Here is a 19,604-nt window from a genome sequence, read left to right as displayed (position 1 = left end):
GAGCACAGCCCCCCCCCGGGCCCTTGGCGTCGAATCAGCGGCGGGAGTCGTCCTACAGCGCCTCGCACTCGCTCTCGGTCATCGCCCCCCACACCCCGTAGGGCTCGCGCACCCGCAACGCGTGCTCGCGGCACTGCTCGAGCACCGGGCACTCCCGGCATACCTGCTTGGCGCGTTCGTCGCGGCGTCGCCGGGCGGGTCCGCGCTCTCCTTCGGGGTGGAAGAACACCTCGGGGCTCACCGTCCGGCACAGCCCCCGGTACTGCCACTCCCACAGCTCGGCGACGGGTCCTGGCTGCCGTGCGGTTTCAACCATGAAGATCCCTCCTACGGATCAGCTTCGACCGGCCCTGACTGGGCCAATCGCCTTACATCGTAAATACCCTATGGGCGTGCTCGATAAACCCACCCCCAAGGGTGGCTTGCGCGCGTTGCCCCGGCCCCGCCTACACTCGGCCGTATGACCTCCGGCGAGCTCCCGCCCGCGGCCCCCCTCGACGCACCGTCCGAATTCGTGGCCCGGGGGCTCACCTATGACGACGTGCTGTTGCTCCCGGGGGAGACCGACGTGGTGCCCAGTGAGGCCGACACCAGCACCTGGCTGACTCGGCGGATCCGGTTGCGCCTGCCCCTGGTGTCGGCGGCGATGGACACGGTCACCGAGTCGCGGATGGCGATCGCGATGGCCCGCGAGGGAGGGCTGGGCATCCTGCACCGCAACAGCCCGATCGCAGAGCAGGCTGCCCAGGTGGACCGCGTGAAGCGCTCCGAGAACGGCATGGTCACCGACCCTGTCACCATCGGCCCGGATGCCACCGTGGCGCAGATGGACGAGCTGTGCGGGCGGTTCCGCATCTCCGGGCTCCCCGTCGTCGACGACGCGGGGACCCTGATCGGCATCGTGACGAACCGGGACATCCGCTTCGAGAGCGATCACCGCCGCCCGGTGCGCGAGGTGATGACCGCCCATCATCTGGTGACCGCGCCGGTGGGGGTCGACAAGGACCACGCCTTGGCGCTGCTGGCCCGCCACAAGATCGAGAAGCTGCCGATCGTCGATCAGCGGGGCATTCTGCGGGGACTGTTCACGGTCAAGGACTTCACCAAGACCGAGCAGTACCCGCTCGCCACCAAGGATGCCTCCGGAAGGCTGCGTGTCGGCGCTGCAATCGGCTTCTTCGGCGACTCCTGGGAGCGGGCGATGGCCCTGGTCGAGGCCGGGGTCGACGTCCTGGTCGTCGACACGGCCAACGGTCACGCTCGCGGGGTCACCGACATGATCGGCAAGCTCAAGACCGAGGCGATGGCCAGTGACGTCGACGTCATCGGCGGCAACGTCGCCACCCGGGCCGGCGCGCAGGCGCTGGTCGACGCCGGCGCCGACGCCGTCAAGGTGGGGGTCGGCCCCGGCTCCATCTGTACCACGCGCGTCGTGGCCGGGGTCGGGGTGCCGCAGGTCACCGCCATCCACGAGGCGGCCCGGGCCGCTCGGCCGGCGGGGGTGCCGGTGATCGGGGACGGCGGCCTGCAGTACTCCGGCGACATCGCCAAGGCGCTGGTCGCCGGGGCCGACAGCGTGATGCTCGGATCGCTGCTCGCCGGGTGCGAAGAGTCGCCGGGGGAGCTGGTCTTCATCAACGGCAAGCAGTACAAGTCCTACCGGGGGATGGGCAGCCTGGCTGCTATGCAGTCGCGTGGCAAGGGCCGTTCCTACTCCCGGGACCGGTACTTCCAGGCCGACGTCGTCGATGACGACAAGGTCGTGCCCGAGGGGATCGAGGGACAGGTCGCCTTCCGCGGGCCGCTCGGCGCGGTGGCCTACCAGCTGATCGGCGGACTGCGCCAGTCGATGTTCTACGTCGGGGCGCGCACCCTGCCCGAGCTGGCGCAGCGCGGCCGGTTCGTCCAGATCACCGCGGCGGGTCTCAAGGAGTCGCATCCGCACGACATCCAGATGACGGTGGAGGCACCCAACTACTCGGCGCGCTGAGACCGGGGTCCCCAGGTCCGCTTGTAGTCTTGGCCGGTGACTGAGATCGACATCGGCAAGGGCAAGCGCGGCCGCCGGGCCTACTCCTTCGACGACATCGCTGTCGTCCCCTCCCGGCGGACCCGGGACCCCGAGGACGTCTCCCTGTCCTGGCAGATCGACGCCTACCACTTCGAGCTCCCGATCATCGCGGCACCCATGGACTCGGTCGTCTCCCCGGAGACCGCGATCGCGGTGGGTCGGCTGGGCGGCTTGGGTGTGCTGGACCTGGAGGGCCTGTGGACGCGCTACGACGATCCCCAGGCACACCTGGCCGAGATCGCCGACCTGGAGCCGGCGCGGAGCACCCAGCGGATGCGCGAGCTGTATGCCGCGCCGATCCGGCCCGAGCTCATCGGCGAGCGCCTGCGGCAGGTGCGTGAGGCCGGGGTGACCGTGGCAGGTGCGCTGTCTCCACAGCGCACACAGCAGCACTGGAAGGCCGTGGTCGACGCCGGGGTCGACCTGTTCCTGATCCGCGGCACCACCGTCTCCGCGGAGCACGTCTCGAGCCACGCGGAGCCGCTCAACCTCAAGCGGTTCATCTACGAGCTGGACGTGCCGGTCATCGTCGGCGGCGCGGGGACCTACACCGCGGCCCTACACCTGATGCGGACCGGCGCAGCGGGTGTCCTGGTCGGCTTCGGCGGGGGTTCGGCGCACCGCACGCGCACCACACTGGGCATCCACGCCCCGATGGCCACCGCCATCGCCGACATCGCTGCCGCTCGGCGCGACTACCTGGATGAGTCGGGCGGGCGCTACGTGCATGTCATCGCGGACGGCGGGATGGGCCAGTCCGGTGACATCGTCAAGGCCGTTGCCTGCGGCGCGGATGCGGTGATGATCGGCGCCGCCCTCGCCCGGGCGCAGGAGGCGCCGGGCCGTGGATACCACTGGGGCTCCGAGGCTCACCACCCGCTCATGCCCCGCGGGGGGCGGGTGCGCGTCGGCACGAGCGGGTCCCTGGAGGAGATCCTGCTGGGCCCGGGTCGGGACGCAGACGGCACCACCAACCTGATGGGCGCCCTGCGGCGGGCGATGGCCACCACCGGATACACCGACGTCAAGGAGTTCCAGCGCGTCGAGGTCGTGGTCTCCCCCTACTGAGCCGCCTCCCCTAGGCTGGCAGGGACCCACCGGGCGAAGGGACGAGATGCAGATGCAGATGCGGCAGGAGGCGGTCTACCGCCGCCGCAGGGCGGTCTTCGCCGGACTCGCCCTGCTGCTCACGGTCGTGCTGGCGGCCTGGATCGCGATCTTCGTGATGCAGCAGGGGGCCACGCAGGGGAGGTCCGCTGCGGAGGCAGGGCCAACGGCTGACGACAACGGCCAGGGCGGCGGTGTGACCGAGGGCGGGGGTGCGACCGAGGGCGGGGGTGCGACCGAGGGCGCGGGTGACGGTGCGACCGAGGGCGCGGGCGCGTCCGGCGAGGACGATGCCTCCGGTGCCGAGACCGACGACAGCGGGACGGATGCGCCCCCCGAGCCGCCGCCGGCCCCGTCGGACCAGTCGCAGATGGAGCGGGTCGACTACCTCACCGGGGACATCACCCCCAAGTCCGTGGTCGCCTCCGGCGCCGGCCTGGTGATCGCCAACAACATGATGTACAGCCACACCTCGACCGTCTACGACAGCCGCACCCACGAGCTGGTCGAGACCCTCGACGACGGGCTCGACCTCACCGAGTTCGGTCTGGACGGCCACCCCGGCACCTCACAGGGCGCGCCGGTGGAGGCGGCCTGGACCGCCGACGGCCGCTATGCCTACGTGTCGCAGTACACGATGTACGGTGAGGGCTTCGGGCGGACTGGCTTCGACGACTGCAGCCCGGCCAGCGGCGTGGGTGCCTCGCTGCTCTACCGGTTCGACGCGCAGGACGTGGCCTGGGACCAGGTCATCGAGGTGGGGGCGGTGCCGAAGTACGTCGACATCACCCCCGACCAGACCCGGGTCCTGGTCAGCAACTGGTGCGACTCGACGATCTCCGTGGTCGACCGGGAGAGCGCCACCGAGGTCGCGGTGATCCCGGTCGACGCGGCGCCGCGCGGGATCGAGGTGCTGCCGGACAACCGGACCGCCTACGTCGCGGCCATGTATGCCGACAAGCTGTTCAAGGTCGACCTGCAGGAGGGGACCAGCGAGGTCGCCATGGAGACCGCCCGCAAGCCTCGCCACCTCATCCTCTCCGAGGACGGGCGCTACCTGTTCATGGCCGTCAGCGGCGCCGACACCATCTACAAGATCGACACGCGGACAGACGAGATCGTCGACGAGGTCGTCTCCGGGCGCGAGCCACGCAGCATGGCGATGTCCTCGGACGGCACCGCGCTCTACGTCGTCAACTACTACGAGCCCTCGGTGGCCAAGATCTCGACGCAGGACATGGAGGTACTGCAGAAGGAGCCGACCGACGCCAACCCGATCGGGGTCACCTACGACCCGGTCACCCATGAGGTCTGGGTGGCCTGCTACGGCGGCTCGCTCTACGTCTTCGACGACCAGGCGCAGTGACTCCGGGGGCCGGCCGGCGCACCGGTGGCCCGAGCCCGGGCGGACGTACCCTGGTGGGGTGATCCGCACCGCCCTGCAGCCGCGCTGGTTGGCACTGCTGGCCCTGCTGCTGGTGCTGCTCTACGCCTTCGTCCGGCTCGGCCTGTGGCAGCTGAGCCTGGCTCAGCAGGAGGAGGGGGAGGACGTGGTGGCGCTGCAGGCTCAGGCGGCCGAGCCCGCCGTCCCCCTGGAGGACTACCTGAGCCCGCACAGCGCCTTCCCGGCGGACGGCTCCGGGCGCCCGGTGCGTGCCCAGGGGGTGTATGTCGTCGCCGACCAGTTTCTGGTGCCGCAACGCTACCTTGAGGGCGAGGAGGGCTACTGGGTGGTGACCCCCCTGCAGACCTCCGCGGACGCGCTGCTGCCGGTGCTGCGCGGCTGGGTCGCCGAGCCCGGCCAGGCCGACACCCCCGACCCGGGACCGGTCACCGTGACCGGCACCCTGGCTCCCGCGGAGTCCCCGGTGCAAGGGCCCGAGCTGCCGCCCGGCCAGCTGGGCTCGGTCGACCTGGCCGCGCTGGCCAACACCTGGAGCGGCGAGCTCTACAACGCCTTCGTCTTCGCCACCGACGAGCAGCCGTCCGTGACCGGGAACGCTGTGACGAAGGTGCCCCCGCCCTCGCTCACCCGCGAGGGCGTGGACTGGCGCAACCTCGGCTACGCCCTGCAGTGGTGGGTCTTCGCCGGCTTCGCGGTCTTCATGTATCTGCGGTTCCTGAGTGACGCCGCGGCATCCGCCCGCACGGACGACGACGCGGCAGCACCGCATACAGTGGCGCCGTGAGCGATCAGGGCAAGCTGACCTTCTTCCGCGTGATGGCCTTCGCCGTCGGCGTCGGGCTGCTGTTGCTGGTGCTGGAGATCGTGCTCAAGTACGGCTTCTCCAACGAGGCCCTGGACTGGTGGTCCCAGCCGCACGGCTTCCTCTACATGGTCTACCTCGGGGCCGTGGCCGTGCTGGGCTTGGAGCTGCGCTGGAGTCTGCTCAAGATGGTGGGGGTGATGCTGGCCGGGGTGGTGCCGTTCCTGTCCTTCTGGGTCGAGCACCGGGTCAGCGCGGGCGCGAAGGCCCAGCTGAGCGCTCGGCAGCGGCGCTCCGGCGCGGATACCCTGTCGGCGTGACCCAGCCGACCAGCGAGACCCTGCGCGAGCAGCCCGTGCTCGTCGTCGACTTCGGCGCGCAGTACGCCCAGCTGATCGCCCGCCGAGTGCGCGAGGCCGACCGCTACAGCGAGATCGTGCCGCACACCATGAGCGCCGCCGACATGCTGGCCAAGGAGCCCGGGGCGATCATCCTGTCCGGAGGTCCCTCCTCGGTGTATGCCGAGGGCGCCCCTGCGCTGGATGTCGGGCTGCTCCAGGCCGGGGTGCCGGTGCTGGGCATCTGCTACGGGTTCCAGGCCATGGCCACCGCCCTGGGCGGTCAGGTCGAGCGGACCGGGCAGCGCGAGTACGGCCACACCCCGGCGACGATCACCGACCCCGACAGCACCCTGTTCGGGGACCAGCCGCAGGTGCAGTCGGTGTGGATGTCGCACGGTGACGCCGTCGGCACCGCGCCGCAGGGCACGACCGTCACGGCCACGACGCCCGGCACGTCCGTCGCGGCGTTCGAGGACGACGAGCGTCGGCTCTACGGCGTGCAGTGGCATCCGGAGGTCATGCACACCACGCACGGCCAACAGGTGCTGGAGGGCTTCCTGCGCCGCGGGGCCGGCCTCGAGCCGACCTGGACCAGCGCCCACGTCACCCAGGAGCTGGTGACGCAGGTGCGCGAGCAGGTCGGGGACGCCCAGGTGATCTGCGGACTGTCCGGGGGAGTGGACTCCTCGGTCGCCGCCGCCCTGGTCAACGAGGCCGTCGGTGCCCAGCTGACCTGTGTCTTCGTCGACCACGGCCTGCTGCGCGAGGGGGAGGCGCAGCAGGTGCGTAAGGACTTCGTCGCAGCCACCGGAGTCGACCTGGTCGTCGTCGACGCGCAGCAGCGCTTCCTCGATGCCCTCGCGGGGGTCAGCGACCCGGAGACCAAGCGCAAGATCATCGGCCGGGAGTTCATCCGCACCTTCGAGCAGGCGGCCCGTGACATCGCCGGCAGCGCGGACGCCGACGGGCACCCCGTGCAGTTCCTGGTCCAGGGCACGCTCTACCCCGACGTGGTGGAGTCCGGTGGCGGCACCGGGGCCTCGACCATCAAGAGCCATCACAATGTCGGCGGTCTGCCCGATGACCTGCAGTTCAGCCTCATCGAGCCGCTGCGCACCCTGTTCAAGGACGAGGTGCGCCAGGTCGGTCTGGAGCTCGGCGTGCCGGAGCAGATCGTCTGGCGCCAGCCCTTCCCCGGCCCCGGTCTGGCCATCCGCATCGTCGGGGCCGTGGACGCCGACCGACTGGCGATCCTGCGTCGCGCCGATGCCATCGCCCGGGCCGAGCTCAGCGCCGCCGGACTGGACCGCGACATCTGGCAGTGCCCGGTGGTGTTGCTGGCCGACGTGCGCTCCGTCGGGGTGCAGGGCGACGGCCGCACCTACGGTCACCCGGTCGTGCTGCGCCCCGTCTCCAGCGAGGACGCGATGACCGCCGACTGGACCCGGTTGCCGTATGACGTGCTGGCGCGGATCTCCTCGCGGATCACCAACGAGGTCGAGACCGTCAACCGGGTCACCCTCGACGTGACCAGCAAGCCGCCCGGCACGATCGAGTGGGAGTGAGCCGCGTGGGATCGAGCCCAGGATGACCGCGCGTCTGCGCACCCGCGGGGCGATCCTGGCCGGCAAGGCCGCGCGGGTGGCCTCCCGGCTGCGCGGCGGCGGCTCCGCCCTGCCCGGTCTCGTGGCTGAGCGGATCGACCCGGCCGTGCTGCGGCATACCCTCGGGGAGCTGCCCCGCGGCATCGTCGTGGTCACCGGCACCAACGGCAAGACCACCACCACCAAGATGCTGGTGGCGCTGCTGCGTGCGCACGGGCTGGCGGTGTTCACCAACCCCACGGGCAGCAACTTCACCCGCGGGGTGATCTCCGCACTGCTGGGCGAGGTCGGCCTGGACGGTCGGGTGCAGGCCGACGTGGCCGTGCTCGAGCTCGACGAGGCCCACGCGCTGCGCTTCGCCGACGTGGTCCGACCAACCCACGCGCTGCTGCTCAACGTCGCCCGCGACCAGCTGGACCGGTTTGCCGAGATCGACCACACCGCAGGTCTGCTCAGCACCCTGGCCGCCGCGACGAGCGATGCGGTCGTGCTCAACGCCGACGACGCCTACGTCTCCCGGATCGCCTCGACCCTCGTGCCGGACGTGCGCTGTCAGTGGTTCGCGGTGGACCCCTCGATCGCCGACCGGCTGCCGGAGATCCAGGAGGCCGACGTGCGCTTCGAGGACCCGGCCGACGCACCGGACCTGGGTCCGCAGGACGGGCGCCTGCTGCCGCACGACGAGCGGTCGTTCACCGTCCGCTATCCCGGCGGCACCGACGTCGGACCCCTGCGACTGCGCCAGCGTGGCCTGGCCGCGATGATCAACGCCACGGCGGCCACCACCATGGCCCGGGTGCTGCTGGAGGAGACCGGCGACTGGGACGCAGGTCGAGCCCAGGCCGCGCTGGAGGCGGTCACCCCGCCCTTCGGCCGCGGCGAGATCATCGACGTGGACGGGGCACCGCTGGAGCTGGTGCTGGTCAAGAACCCGGCGGGGTTCACCGTCGCCCTGGGCACCTACGGCAGCGAGCCGGTCGCCACCATGATCGCCATCAACGACAACTACGCCGACGGCCGCGACGTCTCCTGGCTCTACGACGTCTCCTTCGAGAGCCTGCGGGAGCGGGGGGTGGCGCTGACCAGCGGGGTCCGCGGCTTCGACATGGCGCTGCGGCTGCACTACGACGGGGTGGCCGTCGATGCGGTCGAGCCCGACCTCGATGTGGCCCTGGACACCTTCCTGGCCTCCCATGCCGGGCAGCCGACCCGGTTGTTCTGCACCTACACCGCGATGATGGCGCTGCGCCGACGGCTGGCCGGCCGGTTCGACCTGGCGCGCTTCGGTGAGGACTCGGCCGCATGAGTGGGCAGGAGCGCGCCGTCGACGCCGAGGACGTCCCGTCCCCGGCGCCGTCCAAAGGTGAGGTGCACCTGGTGCATCTCTACCCCAAGGAGATGAGCATCTACGGCGACCTGGGCAACACCCGGTGCCTGGCCGCCCGCCTGCGCTGGCACGGCTACACCGCCGTGGTGCACGACCACCACCCCGGCGCCCCGTGGCCCGACCGGGTGCACCTGGTGCTCGGCGGCGGGGGCCAGGACTCCGGTCAGGTGCGGGTGCAGGACGACCTCGACGTGCACGCCGACCGGCTGCGCGAGCTGGCTCGTGACGGCATGCCGATGCTGATGATCTGCGGGATGTACCAGCTCTTCGGCAAGGCCTTCATCACCGTCGAGGGGCTTCGGCTGCCGGGCCTGGGGATCCTGGACGTCACGACCCGCGGCAACGCCAAGCGGATGATCGGCCCGGTGCTGCTGGAGACCGAGGTGGGCACGGTCGTGGGCTATGAGAACCACTCCGGCTCGACGGTGCTGGGCGAGGACCAGGCGCCGTTCGGGCGGGTGCGCTACGGCTCGGGCAACAACGCCGCCGACGGCACCGAGGGGGCACGCAGCCACGAGGTGTTCGGCAGCTACCTGCACGGACCGATCCTGCCGGCCAACCCGGCGCTCGCCGACGCGCTGATCGCCACCGCGGCCAAGCGGGCCACCGGTGACTTCGTGCCCGGCGAGGTCGACGACACCTTCGCCGTGCAGGCGCACCAGGCGCAGGTCACTCGGCTGAGTCCCCGGTCGGGTCGCCGCTGAGGTCGTTGCCCACCTGGCCGCGAGCCTCCCGGTGCCGGGGGCCGAACCACCACCCCAGCCAGGCCGCCAGCCCCAGCGGCACCTCGAGCAGGTGGGTGAACACGGCATACAGCAGGGCCGCCGCCGACGCGGCGCTCGGGTCGCCACCGAAGGCGACCAGGATCCCGGCCGTCCCCACCTCCGTCACCCCGAGCCCGCCCGGGGTGATCGCCACCACCGTGAGGAACTGCCGGAAGGTGTAGGCGGCGAACAGCTCGACCAGGGCGAGGTCCAGGCCCACGGTGCGCGAGGACACGACATACAGGATGAAGAAGAAGCCGAACATCCCGACCAGCCCCAGGCTCATCCGCAACCAGCCCTCGCGCACCACCAGGTCCGTGCGCACCCGTTGGTCGGCCAGGAAGCGCTCGATCCCGCCCAGCCGGGGGAACCTGCGGGCCAACGGGGCGGTGAGGCCGGTCACGACCGCGCCGGCCTCCCGCGCGAACCCGTCGGAGAGCAGCACCGCGAGGAAGAAGCCGATCACGACCACCCCGATGACCGTCGCGACGACGGCCGCGATGACCACCGGGCGCGGCGCGTCCACCGGGCCGACCACGATCGCCAGCGCCCCCAGGACGGGCAGCACCAACCGGGCCAGGATGTTCCAGATGCTGGTCACCACGAGCGCGGTGGAGATGTTGCGGCGGGTGAAGCCCCAGGAGCGGAACATCATCCAGGTCAACGCCACTCCCACCGCGCCGCCACCGGGCAGCAGGTTGCTGACCATGGACCCGGCCGCGTTGACCATCAGCGCCCGCAGGTGGGTCAGCCCGGGCAGCGAGGCGATGAGGGTGAAGGTATAGGAGTAGAGCCCGCTGAGCAGCAGCGCCAGCATGATCACCGACGGGACCGGGCCGACGAGGGCGAGCTGGTCGCCGATCTCGGGCCAGGTGGTCCCGGTGACCCGGGGCAGCGCGAAGACCAGCAGGCTGATCGCGATGCCGAGGCCGACCAGGGACTGCAGGACCTCCTTGCCCCCGATGTGGGCGGAACCGGGCGACCGGGTGGCCATCACAGCCCGGCGAGGACGTCGTCGGAGACGGCGGGCCGGGCGCCGGACACCCCACGAGCCGCGGGGTCGTGGAAGTACTCCCTGCCCAGCACAGCCCGGAGCACCGGCACCGGCAACCGCAGCACCGTGGCCAGGTTGCGGGTGTCGCCCTCGACCTCGGACGTCGTCTGCGACAGGTGGGCGCGCAGCGCGGCCCGCTTGTGCCGGATCCACGGCCGGACGTCGACCCGGTGGGTGATCTGCTCGACCGGCGTGAAGGCCTGCTCCCAGTCCTGCGGCCGGAAGCCACCGGTGAACCGGTGCACCAGCCCGAGGACCCGCAACGCGCGCAGCAGTGGCTCTCGCGGGGCAGTGGCCTCCAGCAGTCGGGCCGTGCCGGCCTCGGCCGCCGCCGCTCGAGCGACCCGGTGCACCACCACGTGGTCGGGGTGGCCGTAGCCTCCCGCCGCGTCACAGCTGAGCAGGAGGTCGGCGCGCTCCTCCCGCAGGAGCCGCACGAGTCGCTCGGTCACCTCGGCAGGGTCGGCACGGGTCAGGGTCGGCGCGGCACCCGACTCTCCCAGGCCTGAGGGCAGGTCGAGGCCGCTGTCGGCATACCCCAACGAGACCACCCGTGCCGCGCCCAGCACCCGCGCGCTCGCCTGGAGCTCGCGCAGCCGGACCGCGCCAAGCCCGCCCTGCCGGTGCTCGGCGGCCGCGGGGCCGGCGCCCCCGTCGGTGGCGGTGACCAGCACGACCCGGTGTCCCTGCGAGGCCAACCGTGCGAGGGTGCCTCCGGTCAGCAGCGCCTCGTCGTCGGGGTGCGCGTTGAACGCGACGACGACACGGGGCACGGGCCGAGACTATCCGCCGTGGCAGGCTGGGCCGGGTGCGGGTTGCCCTGGTGTCCGACTGCTACCTGCCCCGGCTGGGTGGGATCGAGGTGCAGGTGGCCGAGCTCGCCGAGCAGCTGCGCCGCCGCGGGCACACGGTGCGCGTGGTCACCGCCACGGCCGACCCGGTCGACGAGCCCGCATCGCCGGCGCCGGCACACGTGCTGCGGATGCCACCCCCCGTGCCGCTCGGGGTGCCGGTCAACCCGTGGGCCGGGCCGGCCCTGCACCGGGTGCTCGCCGGCGCCGACGTGGTGCACATCCATCTCGGGGTGCTGGCGCCGTTCGCCGCGCTGGCCGCCCGGCAGGCGGTGCGCCTGGGTCGGCCCCTGGTGCTGACCTGGCACAGCATGGTCGGCGCGGGGCCGATCACCCGGTCGGTCGCCGCGCCGTGGCGCCGCTGGGTTGCCGCAGGGGCGGTCCCCACCGCGGTGTCCGTGGCGGCGGCCGCCGAGCTGGCTGATGTCCTGGGTATGCCGTCGGTGCAGGTGCTGCCCGACGGCCTGGACCGCAGCTCCTGGCGCCCCGACAGCCCGGCGGCAGTGCGTGCCCGAGCCGGCGGCGCGGGGCCGCCCCGGTTGGTCACCGCGATGCGGTTCGCGGCCCGCAAGCGGCCCGGGCAGCTGCTGGGCCTGGTGCACCGGGTCCGCGGCGGGCTGCCGCAGCATCGCCGACCCCGGCTGCAGATCGTGGGAGATGGCCCCTGGTGGCCTGCGGTGGCCAAGCTGGTGCGGCATACCGGCTGCTCGTCGTGGGTGGACCTACCCGGGCGAGTCAGCAGGCCGCAGCTGCGCGAGCACTACCGGAGCGCGGACCTCTACGTCTCCCCGGGCCGCAAGGAGGCGTTCGGCCTGGCCGCGCTGGAGGCGGCGGCCAGCGGTCTGCCGGTCGTGGGGTATGCCGGCACCGGGGTGGCCGACGTGGTGCGACAGGGCACGGGGTCGCTGGTCGGCGACGACGCCCATTTGGTCGCCCTGCTCCAGGACCTGCTCGCCCATCCTGCCGAGCTGGAGCGGGTGCGCACGGTCGCCCACGATCGGGCACGGTCACCGCAGGGGTGGGCCTCGGACTGGGACCAGGTCGGGCGAGCCACCGAGTCCGCCTACGCCCGAGCCGGGGCGGCGACGTGAGCGGGGTGCGCGTGCGGGCCCTCGGGCCAACCGGTGAGGTGGTGCACGAGCAGCCGTTGGGCCACGGGGTGGACCCGGCCCGGTTGCTGGGCGAGGCCGGGCTGACCCCGCGGTGGAGCGGTGCGCACCGCGGGGACGACGGGGACCTGGTGCTGGACTTTGCCGTGCCGGAGACCGTCCTGCCCGGTGAGGTGGCGCTGCCTTACCAGCGGCCGGCGGCGTATGCCGTGGTCGTGGCCGAACCTGTGCAGGGGCTGCGCTGCCTCCTGCTCACCTCGTTCACCGACGACCCGGCGGGTCGCTGGGGGCTGCCCGGTGGGGGGATCGACCCGGGGGAGGACCCGGCGGTGGCCGTGGTGCGGGAGGTGTGGGAGGAGACGGGGCAGCGGGTGCACATCGACGATCCGCTCCTGGTCTCCAGTGGGCACTGGACCGGTCGCTCCCGAGCCGGTCGGCTGGAGGACTTCCACGCCGTCCGGCTGGTCTACCGCGCCACCTGCCCGCACCCGGCGCCCACGGTCGTGCACGACGTCGGCGGCTCCACCGAGGAGGCGGAGTGGGTGCCACTGGACCTCCTGGGAGGTCGGACATTGGTGGCCTGGACCCGGCCGGTCCTGGAGCAGGCCGGGCTCTGACCTAACCTGGGTCCCCATGGATGCCGTCTACTCCGCCCTGGTCGGGCTGCACCTGCTCGGGATGGCCGCACTGGTCGGCGGCTGGCTCGCCGTCGAGGTGGGGGTCCGGTCGGGCAGCGGCAGCGCTCTCGCCCCGGGGCCGGTAATGCTGTGGGGTGCTCGGCTGCAGCTGCTCACCGGGCTCGCCCTGGTCGGGCTGGGCGAGGCGACCCTCGACAAGGACTACGACTCGGTCAAGATCGCGGTCAAGCTGGTCGTCGCGCTGGCCGTGGTGGCGCTGGTGGAGATCGCCTCGGGGCGGTCGCGGCGGGGACGACCGGTCGCTCCGGTGACCGTGCACGTGGCCGGGGCCTTGGGGGTCCTCAACGTGCTGGTGGCCGTGCTCTGGGGCTGAACAGCCACCACAGCCCCAGCACCGGCAGCACCAGCGGGACGAACAGGTAGCCCTGCCCGTAGACCGACCACACGGTCTGGTCGGGGAAGGCGGCCGGGTCCAGCACACTCCAGGTGCCCACGACCAGCACGCCGAGCAGCTCGATGCCGATCGCGACCACACTCACCTGCCAGGCCCGCTGCCCGGGCAGGGCGAGGGAGACGGTGGCCACGACATACACCAGCGCGGCGAACGCGGACAGCCCGTAGGCCAGCGGGGCGCGCTCCCACTCGGTGAGGATCTGGAAGGTCGCGCGGGACAGCGAGCCGATGACGAAGATCACGTAGAGCGCAAGGATCACCCGACCGGGCCCACTGGTGCGTGGGTTGCGCGGGTTGCTCACATCCCCACCCCGGCCCAGATCTGGGCGGCGCGGGCACACATGACGGCGGCGACGAAGGCGGCGACGGCGAGCACGAGGACGCCCCATCGGGTCTGCTCGTCCCGCGCCCACAGCAGGCCGAGGGCGGGCAGCATGACGATGGTCACCAGGTAGGCCCACAGCTCCCAGACCGGTCCGACCGGTGACTGTCCACCCAGCGAGACGACCAGGTAGCGCAGCACGAAGCCGATCAGCACCACCTGCAGCAGCACGGTGGCGCCCATGGTGACCCGGCCGGGGGCGTGGCCCCGCAGTCCGGCAATCGCGCACAGGGCGGCCACGAGCAGGCCGGTGGTGAGCGAGACCGTGGTCCAGGGATCGAGGTAGCCGGTCGTGGTCCCGCTCATCCGCGCTCCGCCAGCGCATGCAGCGCCGCACCGCTCAGCCGCTGGGTGGTCCAGTCCTGCATCGGCTGGGCGCCCAGATGCCGGTAGACGTCCTGGGCGGGCGTGTTCCAGTCCAGCACGGTCCACTCCATCCGGGGGTAGCCGTGCTCCCGGCACACCTGGGCGAGGGTGGCCATCAGCGCCGTGCCGATGCCGGACCCACGGTGCTCAGGACGCACGTAGAGGTCCTCCAGCCACAGTCCCGGCCGGCCGGTCCAGGTCGAGAAGGTGCGAAACCAGACGGCGATCCCGACCAGGTCACCGTGCTGCTCGGCGACATGCGCCCAGGCCACCGGGTTGCCGTTGTCGGGGAAGAGCGCCTGCTCGTAGCTGTCGACGGTGCCGGTCACGGCGTCCGGCTCCCGCTCGTATGCGGCGAGCTCGTGCACCAGGTCCAGGATGCGGGGCAGGTCGGTGGGGGTGGCGGGGCGGATCACGATCCCCAGGGTATGTCGCAGCTCCGGCGGGCGGTCACCCTCCCGCTCTAGACTGGTCCAGACATGAGCAGCCTCTTCGACGACGTCCCCCTGCCCGGGGTGCCGGTGCCCTCGACCGAGGTGGACGAGGCCGGGGTGCCGGTCTGGGCGCGCACCGGCGCAGGTCCGGCGCCGGACTTCGCGGGTCCGGCGGGAGGCGCCGCGCGTGGGACGTTCGGCGCCGATGCCGGGGTCTCTGGGGGCAGCAACGTCGAGGAGCTGCTGGCCGGGCTCAACCCGCCGCAGCGCGAAGCCGTGGTGCACGCCGGCGGGCCGTTGCTGATCGTGGCCGGTGCCGGGTCGGGCAAGACGCGGGTGCTGACCCACCGGATCGCGCACCTGCTGGGGGAGCGTGGTGCGCAGCCCGGCCAGATCCTGGCGATCACCTTCACCAACAAGGCCGCGGCCGAGATGCGCGAGCGGGTGGAGGCTCTCGTCGGCCCCCGGGCGCGCGTGATCTGGGTCTCCACCTTCCACTCCGCGTGTGTGCGGATCCTGCGCCGCGAGGCCAAGACGGTGGGGTTGAAGTCGTCGTTCTCGATCTACGACGCGGCGGACAGCCAGCGGCTGATGGGCATGGTCATCCGCGACCTGGACCTGGACCCCAAGCGCTACCCGGCGCGAGCGTTCCTGTCCAAGGTGTCCTCGGCGAAGAACGAGCTGCTCGACGAGGACGCCTTCGCCGCGCAGGTCGGCAACAACCACTACGAGCGGATGGTGGCCGAGGCCTACCGGCTCTACCAGCAGCGGCTGCGGCAGGCCAACGCGCTGGACTTCGACGACATCATCTCGCTCACCGTCGGGGTGCTGCAGGCCTTCCCCGGGGTGCGCGAGCACTACCGGCGGCGGTTCCGGTACGTGCTGGTGGATGAGTACCAGGACACCAACCACGCGCAGTACGTCCTGATCAAGGAGCTGGTCGGGCACGAGGGCGATGACACGGGGGTGCCGCCCGCCGCGCTCGCGGTGGTCGGTGACGCCGACCAGTCCATCTACGCCTTCCGCGGTGCCACGATCCGCAACATCGTGGAGTTCGAGCAGGACTACCCGCAGGCCAAGACCATCCTGCTGGAACAGAACTACCGGTCCACGCAGACCATCCTGCGAGCGGCCAACGCGGTCATCGAGCGCAACAGCGCCCGCCGCGACAAGCGGTTGTGGACCGACGCCGGTGGCGGTGCGGGGATTGTCGGCTACGTCGCCGACGACGAGCGTGACGAGGCCTCCTTCGTCGCGCAGCGGATCGACACCCTGGGTGACGAGCACGGCGTACGCCCCGGCGACGTCGCGGTGTTCTACCGCACCAACGCGCAGTCCCGGGCCCTGGAGGAGGTGCTGGTGCGCACCGGCCTGCCCTACAAGGTGGTCGGCGGCACGCGCTTCTACGAGCGGCGCGAGATCAAGGACGCCCTGGCCTACCTGCGGGTGCTGGGCAACCCCGCTGACGACGTCAACCTGCGCCGCATCCTCAACGTGCCCAAGCGCGGGATCGGCGACCGGGCCGAGGGGGCGATCGCGGCGCTGGCCGAGCGCGAGCGCATCCCCTTCGTCGCCGCTCTCGGGCGGCCCGGGGACGCGCCGGCGATCGTGTCCCGGTCGGTGACGGCGATCCGGGGGTTCACCGCGCTGCTCGAAGGGCTGCAGGAGGTGGCGCAGGACCCGCAGACCGGGATCGGCGATCTGGCTGAGGCGATCCTGGACCGGTCCGGCTACCTGTCCGAGCTGCGGGCCAGCTCGGACCCGCAGGACGAGACCCGGGTGGAGAACCTCGCCGAGCTGGTGGCGGTGGCCCGCGAGTTCGACGACAACTACCCCGAGGGGAGTCTTGTCGACTTTCTCGAGCAGGTGTCCCTGGTCGCCGATGCCGACGAGATCCCGGATGGCGGGCCGGGCGCCGACGCGGGTGTGGTGACACTGATGACGCTGCATACGGCCAAGGGGCTGGAGTTCCCCGTGGTGTTCCTGACCGGTATGGAGGACGGCACCTTCCCGCACATGCGCTCGCTCAACGATCCGACCGAGCTGGAGGAGGAGCGGCGGCTGGCCTACGTCGGCATCACCCGGGCCCGGCAGCGGCTCTTCCTGTCCCGGGCGGGGAGCCGGGCGGCGTTCGGCTCGCCGCAGTGGAACCCCCCGTCGCGGTTCCTGGACGAGATCCCCGAGGACGTGCTGACCTGGGAGCGCTCCGACGCTGACCGGGCCGGCTGGCGAGGCCGGCCCAGCGCCTCCAGCCGGCAGTCGAGTGTGGTGCGGCTCGACCCGCGCGGGTCCGGGGCAGCCAGGGGTCCACGGGCCCAGCCGGCGATCTCGGTGGCTGCGGGCGACCGGGTCACCCACGACAGCTTCGGGCTGGGCACCGTCGCGCGGGTCGAGGGGACCGGAGACAACACGATGGCACACGTGGACTTCGGCGAGACCGGGGTCAAGCGGTTGCTGCTGAAGTTCGCCCCCCTGGAGAAGCTGTAACCGGACGCAGTGCGGGTGTCATTCTCAGCACACCACCACCCCGAGTGGTGCCAGCAGGTCCCCGGCGGTGCCGGCGGACACTTCTAACCCGCTGACCCGGTTGTCCCGCACGTCGAGCTCGACCCCGACGCAGTCGATCATCCGGGCGCCGCGCAGGTCGCACTCGCCGAATGTCGCGCCCGACAGGTCGCAGCCGACCAGCTCGACGCGCCGCAGACCGGCACCCGCCAGATGGACCTCGCGCAGCGAGCGGCAGGTGAAGCTCCACCCGGCCAGGTCCAGCATGGACAGCGTGCTGTAGTCGAGCACGCAGTCGCGCCAGCGCATCGGCACCGGCGCGAGGCCGGAGACCGCGGCGGCGGTCCAGTCCACGCCGAGTGCCTTGGTGCCGGTGAGTGTGCACTCGCGGAAGCTCACGCCGCGCACCGAGACCCCGGAGATGTTGCACCCGGTGAAGTCGCACTCCGCGAACGTCGCACCCTGCAGCTGATGCTCGGTCCAGCGGCAGGCGCGCAGGGTGCAGGCCTCCAGCTCGACGTCGCCCAGCGACGTGTCCACCGGCAGCTGGCCGGTGAAGACACGGTCGACGACGAGGGCACCCTTCTCCTGCAGTAAAGCGGTCAGCGGCTCGGCATCGCCCACGGCGGTCTCGAGTCCGTCGTTCATCGTTCCACCCTGCTCTGCTTCATCCCGTCATCGTGGCAGAGCCCAGTGACACGCCCGCTGGGCCGGACCGTGGCCCGGCTGGCGCCTCACGACGTTTTCGCTGGTCAGCGGGTATGTCGGTGGTCGCGCCTAGCGTGTGGGTATGGAGTTGATCAGGCGGGACGCCCGGAGCCGGGATGAGGTCATCGCGGAGCTGCGCGTTGCCTTTCTCGGCTGCGACGCCGGCTGGTCCTGTCCTGGCGCCGTGTGCGGACGCGGAGGGTGTGCAAGAGGTCGTTGACTGGTTGGGTCGTGCGGTCGAGGGGGTGGACGATGCGGGGCGGGTGGACCTGATCGGGCGCCTCGAGGCGGTGAAGGGCGCTGCGGAGGCCACGCAGGCGCGGGTCAGCTGTGCCCTGGCCGAGTCGATCGAGACGGGCCGGGCTGCGGCGGGGGTGGCGGCTGGCAAGCGGTCGGTGGGCGTCGGCGCGCAGGTCGCGCTGGCTCGCCGGGAGTCGCCGTGGCGCGGGTCGCGGCACCTGGGGATGGCCAAGGCCCTGGTGGGGGAGATGCCGGCCACCCTGGCCGCGTTGCAGACCGGGCAGATCAGCGCGTGGGCCGCGACGTTGGTGGTGCGGGCCACGGCGTGCCTGTCCGCGCAGCACCGGGGTCTGGTGGACGCCCGGATCGGGCCGAGGTTGGGGGAGCTGTCAGAGAAGCATCTGGAGGCCTTGGCCCGGTCGTTGGCTTACGAGCTGGACCCGGCCGGGTTCGTGGACCGTGCCCGGCGGGCCGTGTCCGAACGGCGGGTCAGTGTCCGTCCGGCGCCGGACGCGATGGCCTACTTGTCCGCGTTGTTGCCGATGGGTGAGGCGGTGGGGTGCTTCGCCGCGTTGAAGCAGGCCGCTGACGCGGCCCTGGCTGCGGGGACCGTGGTGCCCGGGGAAGGTACCCGGACCCGGGACCAGGTGATGGCCGATGAGCTGGTCACAAGGATCACCGGGGTCAACCCGGCCACCGAAGGGTTCCCGGTGGAGGTGCACGTCGTGATGGACGAGGACACCCTGTTCCACGGCGGCCCCGCCTCAGGGCGGGTCCCGCACGCCGGGCCCATCCCGGCCACCCTGGCGAGGTTGCTGGCCCGCACCGGCTCCACCCGCCCCGCCGCAGAAACTTCCGGGTTCTCCCCGGGGAGAAGGCGTGGGTCCGGCGCCTGTTCAGGAATCCTGGCGACGGGTCGGTGACCGGGCGCGATGCGCGCCGCCGGTTCTTCACCGGGTCCCTGCGCGGCCTGATCATCGCCCGCGACCAGGTTTGTCGCACCCCGTGGTGCGACGCGCCGATCCGGCACGTCGACCACGTCACCCGGCACACCGACCACGTCATCCGGCACACCGACCAGGAGCGCACCGGCGACCCGGGTTCGGGTCCGACGACGGTGAGCAACGGGGCCGGGCTGTGCGAGGCGTGCAACTACACCAAGGAAGCCCCCGGCTGGGCCGCTCGCGCCGAGATCAGCGACGACGGGGTGCAAACTATCCACACCAGCACCCCCACCGGCCACATCTACACCTCACGACCCCCACCGGCAGTGGAGACCCTCACCGGCCCCGCACCACCAGGCCGAGACTCACCGGCAAACTCTCCCCCGGCCGGCACCGACTGGACCGACACCGGCTGACCGCGCAAGGGCGCAGTGGCGTG

21 protein-coding genes are annotated in these 19,604 nt (G+C 72.0%); 14 read left to right on the top strand and 7 right to left on the bottom strand.

Annotated features, from left to right (window positions below; all coding sequences use genetic code 11):
- Positions 1–52: 52 nt before the first annotated feature.
- Positions 53–316 carry a WhiB family transcriptional regulator gene (locus tag ACR2FV_RS13695; protein WP_434016254.1) on the bottom strand — a complete coding sequence of 88 codons (264 nt, stop codon included), beginning with the start codon at positions 314–316 and terminating at the stop codon, positions 53–55.
- A gap of 144 nt (positions 317–460) precedes the next feature.
- On the opposite strand from ACR2FV_RS13695, the gene guaB reads away from it, so the two are divergent.
- From guaB to ACR2FV_RS13655, 8 genes are read left to right on the top strand one after another with little or no spacing between them, the layout of a single operon-like run.
- On the top strand, positions 461–1,990 hold the full coding sequence (gene guaB, locus ACR2FV_RS13690; RefSeq protein ID WP_434016253.1) for an IMP dehydrogenase: 1,530 nt from the start codon (positions 461–463) through the stop codon (positions 1,988–1,990).
- Positions 1,991–2,026: 36 nt separating this feature from the next.
- Entirely contained in the window at positions 2,027–3,139 is a 1,113-nt protein-coding gene (locus tag ACR2FV_RS13685) for a GuaB3 family IMP dehydrogenase-related protein (RefSeq protein ID WP_434016252.1), read from the top strand.
- A gap of 52 nt (positions 3,140–3,191) precedes the next feature.
- Entirely contained in the window at positions 3,192–4,544 is a 1,353-nt protein-coding gene (locus ACR2FV_RS13680; RefSeq protein ID WP_434016251.1) for a YncE family protein, read from the top strand.
- Positions 4,545–4,602: 58 nt separating this feature from the next.
- Positions 4,603–5,367: an SURF1 family protein gene (locus tag ACR2FV_RS13675; RefSeq protein WP_434016250.1), complete on the top strand. Its 765-nt coding sequence runs from the start codon at positions 4,603–4,605 to the stop codon at positions 5,365–5,367.
- Positions 5,364–5,705 carry a DUF3817 domain-containing protein gene (locus ACR2FV_RS13670; RefSeq protein ID WP_434016249.1) on the top strand — a complete coding sequence of 114 codons (342 nt, stop codon included), beginning with the start codon at positions 5,364–5,366 and terminating at the stop codon, positions 5,703–5,705. The genes ACR2FV_RS13675 and ACR2FV_RS13670 overlap by 4 nt, the downstream gene beginning before the upstream one ends.
- Positions 5,702–7,291: a glutamine-hydrolyzing GMP synthase gene (gene guaA, locus ACR2FV_RS13665; RefSeq protein WP_434016248.1), complete on the top strand. Its 1,590-nt coding sequence runs from the start codon at positions 5,702–5,704 to the stop codon at positions 7,289–7,291. Before ACR2FV_RS13670 ends, guaA begins: the two co-directional genes overlap by 4 nt.
- A gap of 22 nt (positions 7,292–7,313) precedes the next feature.
- Entirely contained in the window at positions 7,314–8,636 is a 1,323-nt protein-coding gene (locus ACR2FV_RS13660) for a MurT ligase domain-containing protein (RefSeq protein ID WP_434016247.1), read from the top strand.
- Positions 8,633–9,421 carry a type 1 glutamine amidotransferase gene (locus tag ACR2FV_RS13655; protein WP_434016246.1) on the top strand — a complete coding sequence of 263 codons (789 nt, stop codon included), beginning with the start codon at positions 8,633–8,635 and terminating at the stop codon, positions 9,419–9,421. Before ACR2FV_RS13660 ends, ACR2FV_RS13655 begins: the two co-directional genes overlap by 4 nt.
- On the opposite strand, the gene ACR2FV_RS13650 is transcribed toward ACR2FV_RS13655, so the two are convergent.
- Together ACR2FV_RS13650 and ACR2FV_RS13645 are read right to left on the bottom strand one after the other, a co-directional pair.
- Positions 9,387–10,475, bottom strand: coding sequence for a lysylphosphatidylglycerol synthase transmembrane domain-containing protein (locus ACR2FV_RS13650; RefSeq protein ID WP_434016245.1), 1,089 nt, complete (start codon positions 10,473–10,475; stop codon positions 9,387–9,389). The genes ACR2FV_RS13655 and ACR2FV_RS13650 overlap by 35 nt on opposite strands.
- Positions 10,475–11,308: a PIG-L deacetylase family protein gene (locus ACR2FV_RS13645; RefSeq protein ID WP_434016244.1), complete on the bottom strand. Its 834-nt coding sequence runs from the start codon at positions 11,306–11,308 to the stop codon at positions 10,475–10,477. Before ACR2FV_RS13645 ends, ACR2FV_RS13650 begins: the two co-directional genes overlap by 1 nt.
- A 35-nt stretch (positions 11,309–11,343) precedes the next feature.
- On the opposite strand from ACR2FV_RS13645, the gene ACR2FV_RS13640 reads away from it, so the two are divergent.
- The 3 genes from ACR2FV_RS13640 to ACR2FV_RS13630 are packed head-to-tail and all read left to right on the top strand — an operon-like array spanning position 11,344 to position 13,506.
- On the top strand, positions 11,344–12,477 hold the full coding sequence (locus ACR2FV_RS13640) for a glycosyltransferase family 4 protein (RefSeq protein WP_434016243.1): 1,134 nt from the start codon (positions 11,344–11,346) through the stop codon (positions 12,475–12,477).
- Positions 12,474–13,112, top strand: coding sequence for an NUDIX hydrolase (locus ACR2FV_RS13635; protein WP_434016242.1), 639 nt, complete (start codon positions 12,474–12,476; stop codon positions 13,110–13,112). Before ACR2FV_RS13640 ends, ACR2FV_RS13635 begins: the two co-directional genes overlap by 4 nt.
- Before the next feature lie 16 nt (positions 13,113–13,128).
- Positions 13,129–13,506 (top strand): hypothetical protein, encoded by a 378-nt coding sequence (locus ACR2FV_RS13630; RefSeq protein ID WP_434016241.1) that lies wholly within the window; start codon positions 13,129–13,131, stop codon positions 13,504–13,506.
- Here the strand turns inward: ACR2FV_RS13630 and ACR2FV_RS13625 are convergent.
- The 3 genes from ACR2FV_RS13625 to ACR2FV_RS13615 are packed head-to-tail and all read right to left on the bottom strand — an operon-like array spanning position 13,475 to position 14,750.
- The gene (locus ACR2FV_RS13625) at positions 13,475–13,888 is read right to left on the bottom strand and encodes a hypothetical protein (RefSeq protein ID WP_434016240.1); all 414 of its coding nucleotides are present in this window, start codon (positions 13,886–13,888) and stop codon (positions 13,475–13,477) included. The genes ACR2FV_RS13630 and ACR2FV_RS13625 overlap by 32 nt on opposite strands.
- On the bottom strand, positions 13,885–14,274 hold the full coding sequence (locus ACR2FV_RS13620; RefSeq protein WP_434016239.1) for a hypothetical protein: 390 nt from the start codon (positions 14,272–14,274) through the stop codon (positions 13,885–13,887). Before ACR2FV_RS13620 ends, ACR2FV_RS13625 begins: the two co-directional genes overlap by 4 nt.
- Complete coding sequence (locus ACR2FV_RS13615) at positions 14,271–14,750, bottom strand: N-acetyltransferase family protein (protein WP_434016238.1); 480 nt, start codon at positions 14,748–14,750, stop codon at positions 14,271–14,273. The genes ACR2FV_RS13620 and ACR2FV_RS13615 overlap by 4 nt, the downstream gene beginning before the upstream one ends.
- A 63-nt stretch (positions 14,751–14,813) precedes the next feature.
- Between ACR2FV_RS13615 and pcrA the strand changes: the two genes are divergently transcribed.
- Entirely contained in the window at positions 14,814–17,255 is a 2,442-nt protein-coding gene (gene pcrA / locus ACR2FV_RS13610; protein WP_434016237.1) for a DNA helicase PcrA, read from the top strand.
- Positions 17,256–17,279: 24 nt separating this feature from the next.
- Here pcrA and ACR2FV_RS13605 read toward each other — a convergent pair whose 3' ends face one another.
- Positions 17,280–17,921 carry a pentapeptide repeat-containing protein gene (locus ACR2FV_RS13605; RefSeq protein ID WP_434016236.1) on the bottom strand — a complete coding sequence of 214 codons (642 nt, stop codon included), beginning with the start codon at positions 17,919–17,921 and terminating at the stop codon, positions 17,280–17,282.
- 263 nt (positions 17,922–18,184) lie between these two features.
- Between ACR2FV_RS13605 and ACR2FV_RS13600 the strand changes: the two genes are divergently transcribed.
- Together ACR2FV_RS13600 and ACR2FV_RS13595 are read left to right on the top strand one after the other, a co-directional pair.
- Positions 18,185–19,144 carry a DUF222 domain-containing protein gene (locus ACR2FV_RS13600; RefSeq protein WP_434016235.1) on the top strand — a complete coding sequence of 320 codons (960 nt, stop codon included), beginning with the start codon at positions 18,185–18,187 and terminating at the stop codon, positions 19,142–19,144.
- Positions 19,141–19,581: a hypothetical protein gene (locus tag ACR2FV_RS13595; RefSeq protein WP_434016234.1), complete on the top strand. Its 441-nt coding sequence runs from the start codon at positions 19,141–19,143 to the stop codon at positions 19,579–19,581. Before ACR2FV_RS13600 ends, ACR2FV_RS13595 begins: the two co-directional genes overlap by 4 nt.
- Positions 19,582–19,604: the final 23 nt, after the last annotated feature.

This window comes from Ornithinimicrobium sp., from assembly GCF_051004135.1.
Classification (GTDB): Bacteria; Actinomycetota; Actinomycetes; order Actinomycetales; family Dermatophilaceae; genus Ornithinicoccus.
The sequence above is the reverse complement of the archived record's forward strand: the minus strand, read 5'-3'. Positions and strand labels throughout refer to the sequence as shown.

What these genes read in the sequence shown, in the direction of transcription:
- ACR2FV_RS13695 (WP_434016254.1), bottom strand. Translation starts at nt 316, where the DNA reads ATGGTTGAAACCGCACGGCAGCCAGGACCCGTCGCCGAGCTGTGGGAG.
- guaB (WP_434016253.1), top strand. Translation starts at nt 461, where the DNA reads ATGACCTCCGGCGAGCTCCCGCCCGCGGCCCCCCTCGACGCACCGTCC.
- ACR2FV_RS13680 (WP_434016251.1), top strand. Translation starts at nt 3,192, where the DNA reads ATGCAGATGCGGCAGGAGGCGGTCTACCGCCGCCGCAGGGCGGTCTTC.
- ACR2FV_RS13660 (WP_434016247.1), top strand. Translation starts at nt 7,314, where the DNA reads ATGACCGCGCGTCTGCGCACCCGCGGGGCGATCCTGGCCGGCAAGGCC.
- ACR2FV_RS13655 (WP_434016246.1), top strand. Translation starts at nt 8,633, where the DNA reads ATGAGTGGGCAGGAGCGCGCCGTCGACGCCGAGGACGTCCCGTCCCCG.
- ACR2FV_RS13650 (WP_434016245.1), bottom strand. Translation starts at nt 10,475, where the DNA reads ATGGCCACCCGGTCGCCCGGTTCCGCCCACATCGGGGGCAAGGAGGTC.
- ACR2FV_RS13630 (WP_434016241.1), top strand. Translation starts at nt 13,129, where the DNA reads ATGGATGCCGTCTACTCCGCCCTGGTCGGGCTGCACCTGCTCGGGATG.
- ACR2FV_RS13620 (WP_434016239.1), bottom strand. Translation starts at nt 14,274, where the DNA reads ATGAGCGGGACCACGACCGGCTACCTCGATCCCTGGACCACGGTCTCG.
- pcrA (WP_434016237.1), top strand. Translation starts at nt 14,814, where the DNA reads ATGAGCAGCCTCTTCGACGACGTCCCCCTGCCCGGGGTGCCGGTGCCC.
- ACR2FV_RS13605 (WP_434016236.1), bottom strand. Translation starts at nt 17,921, where the DNA reads ATGAACGACGGACTCGAGACCGCCGTGGGCGATGCCGAGCCGCTGACC.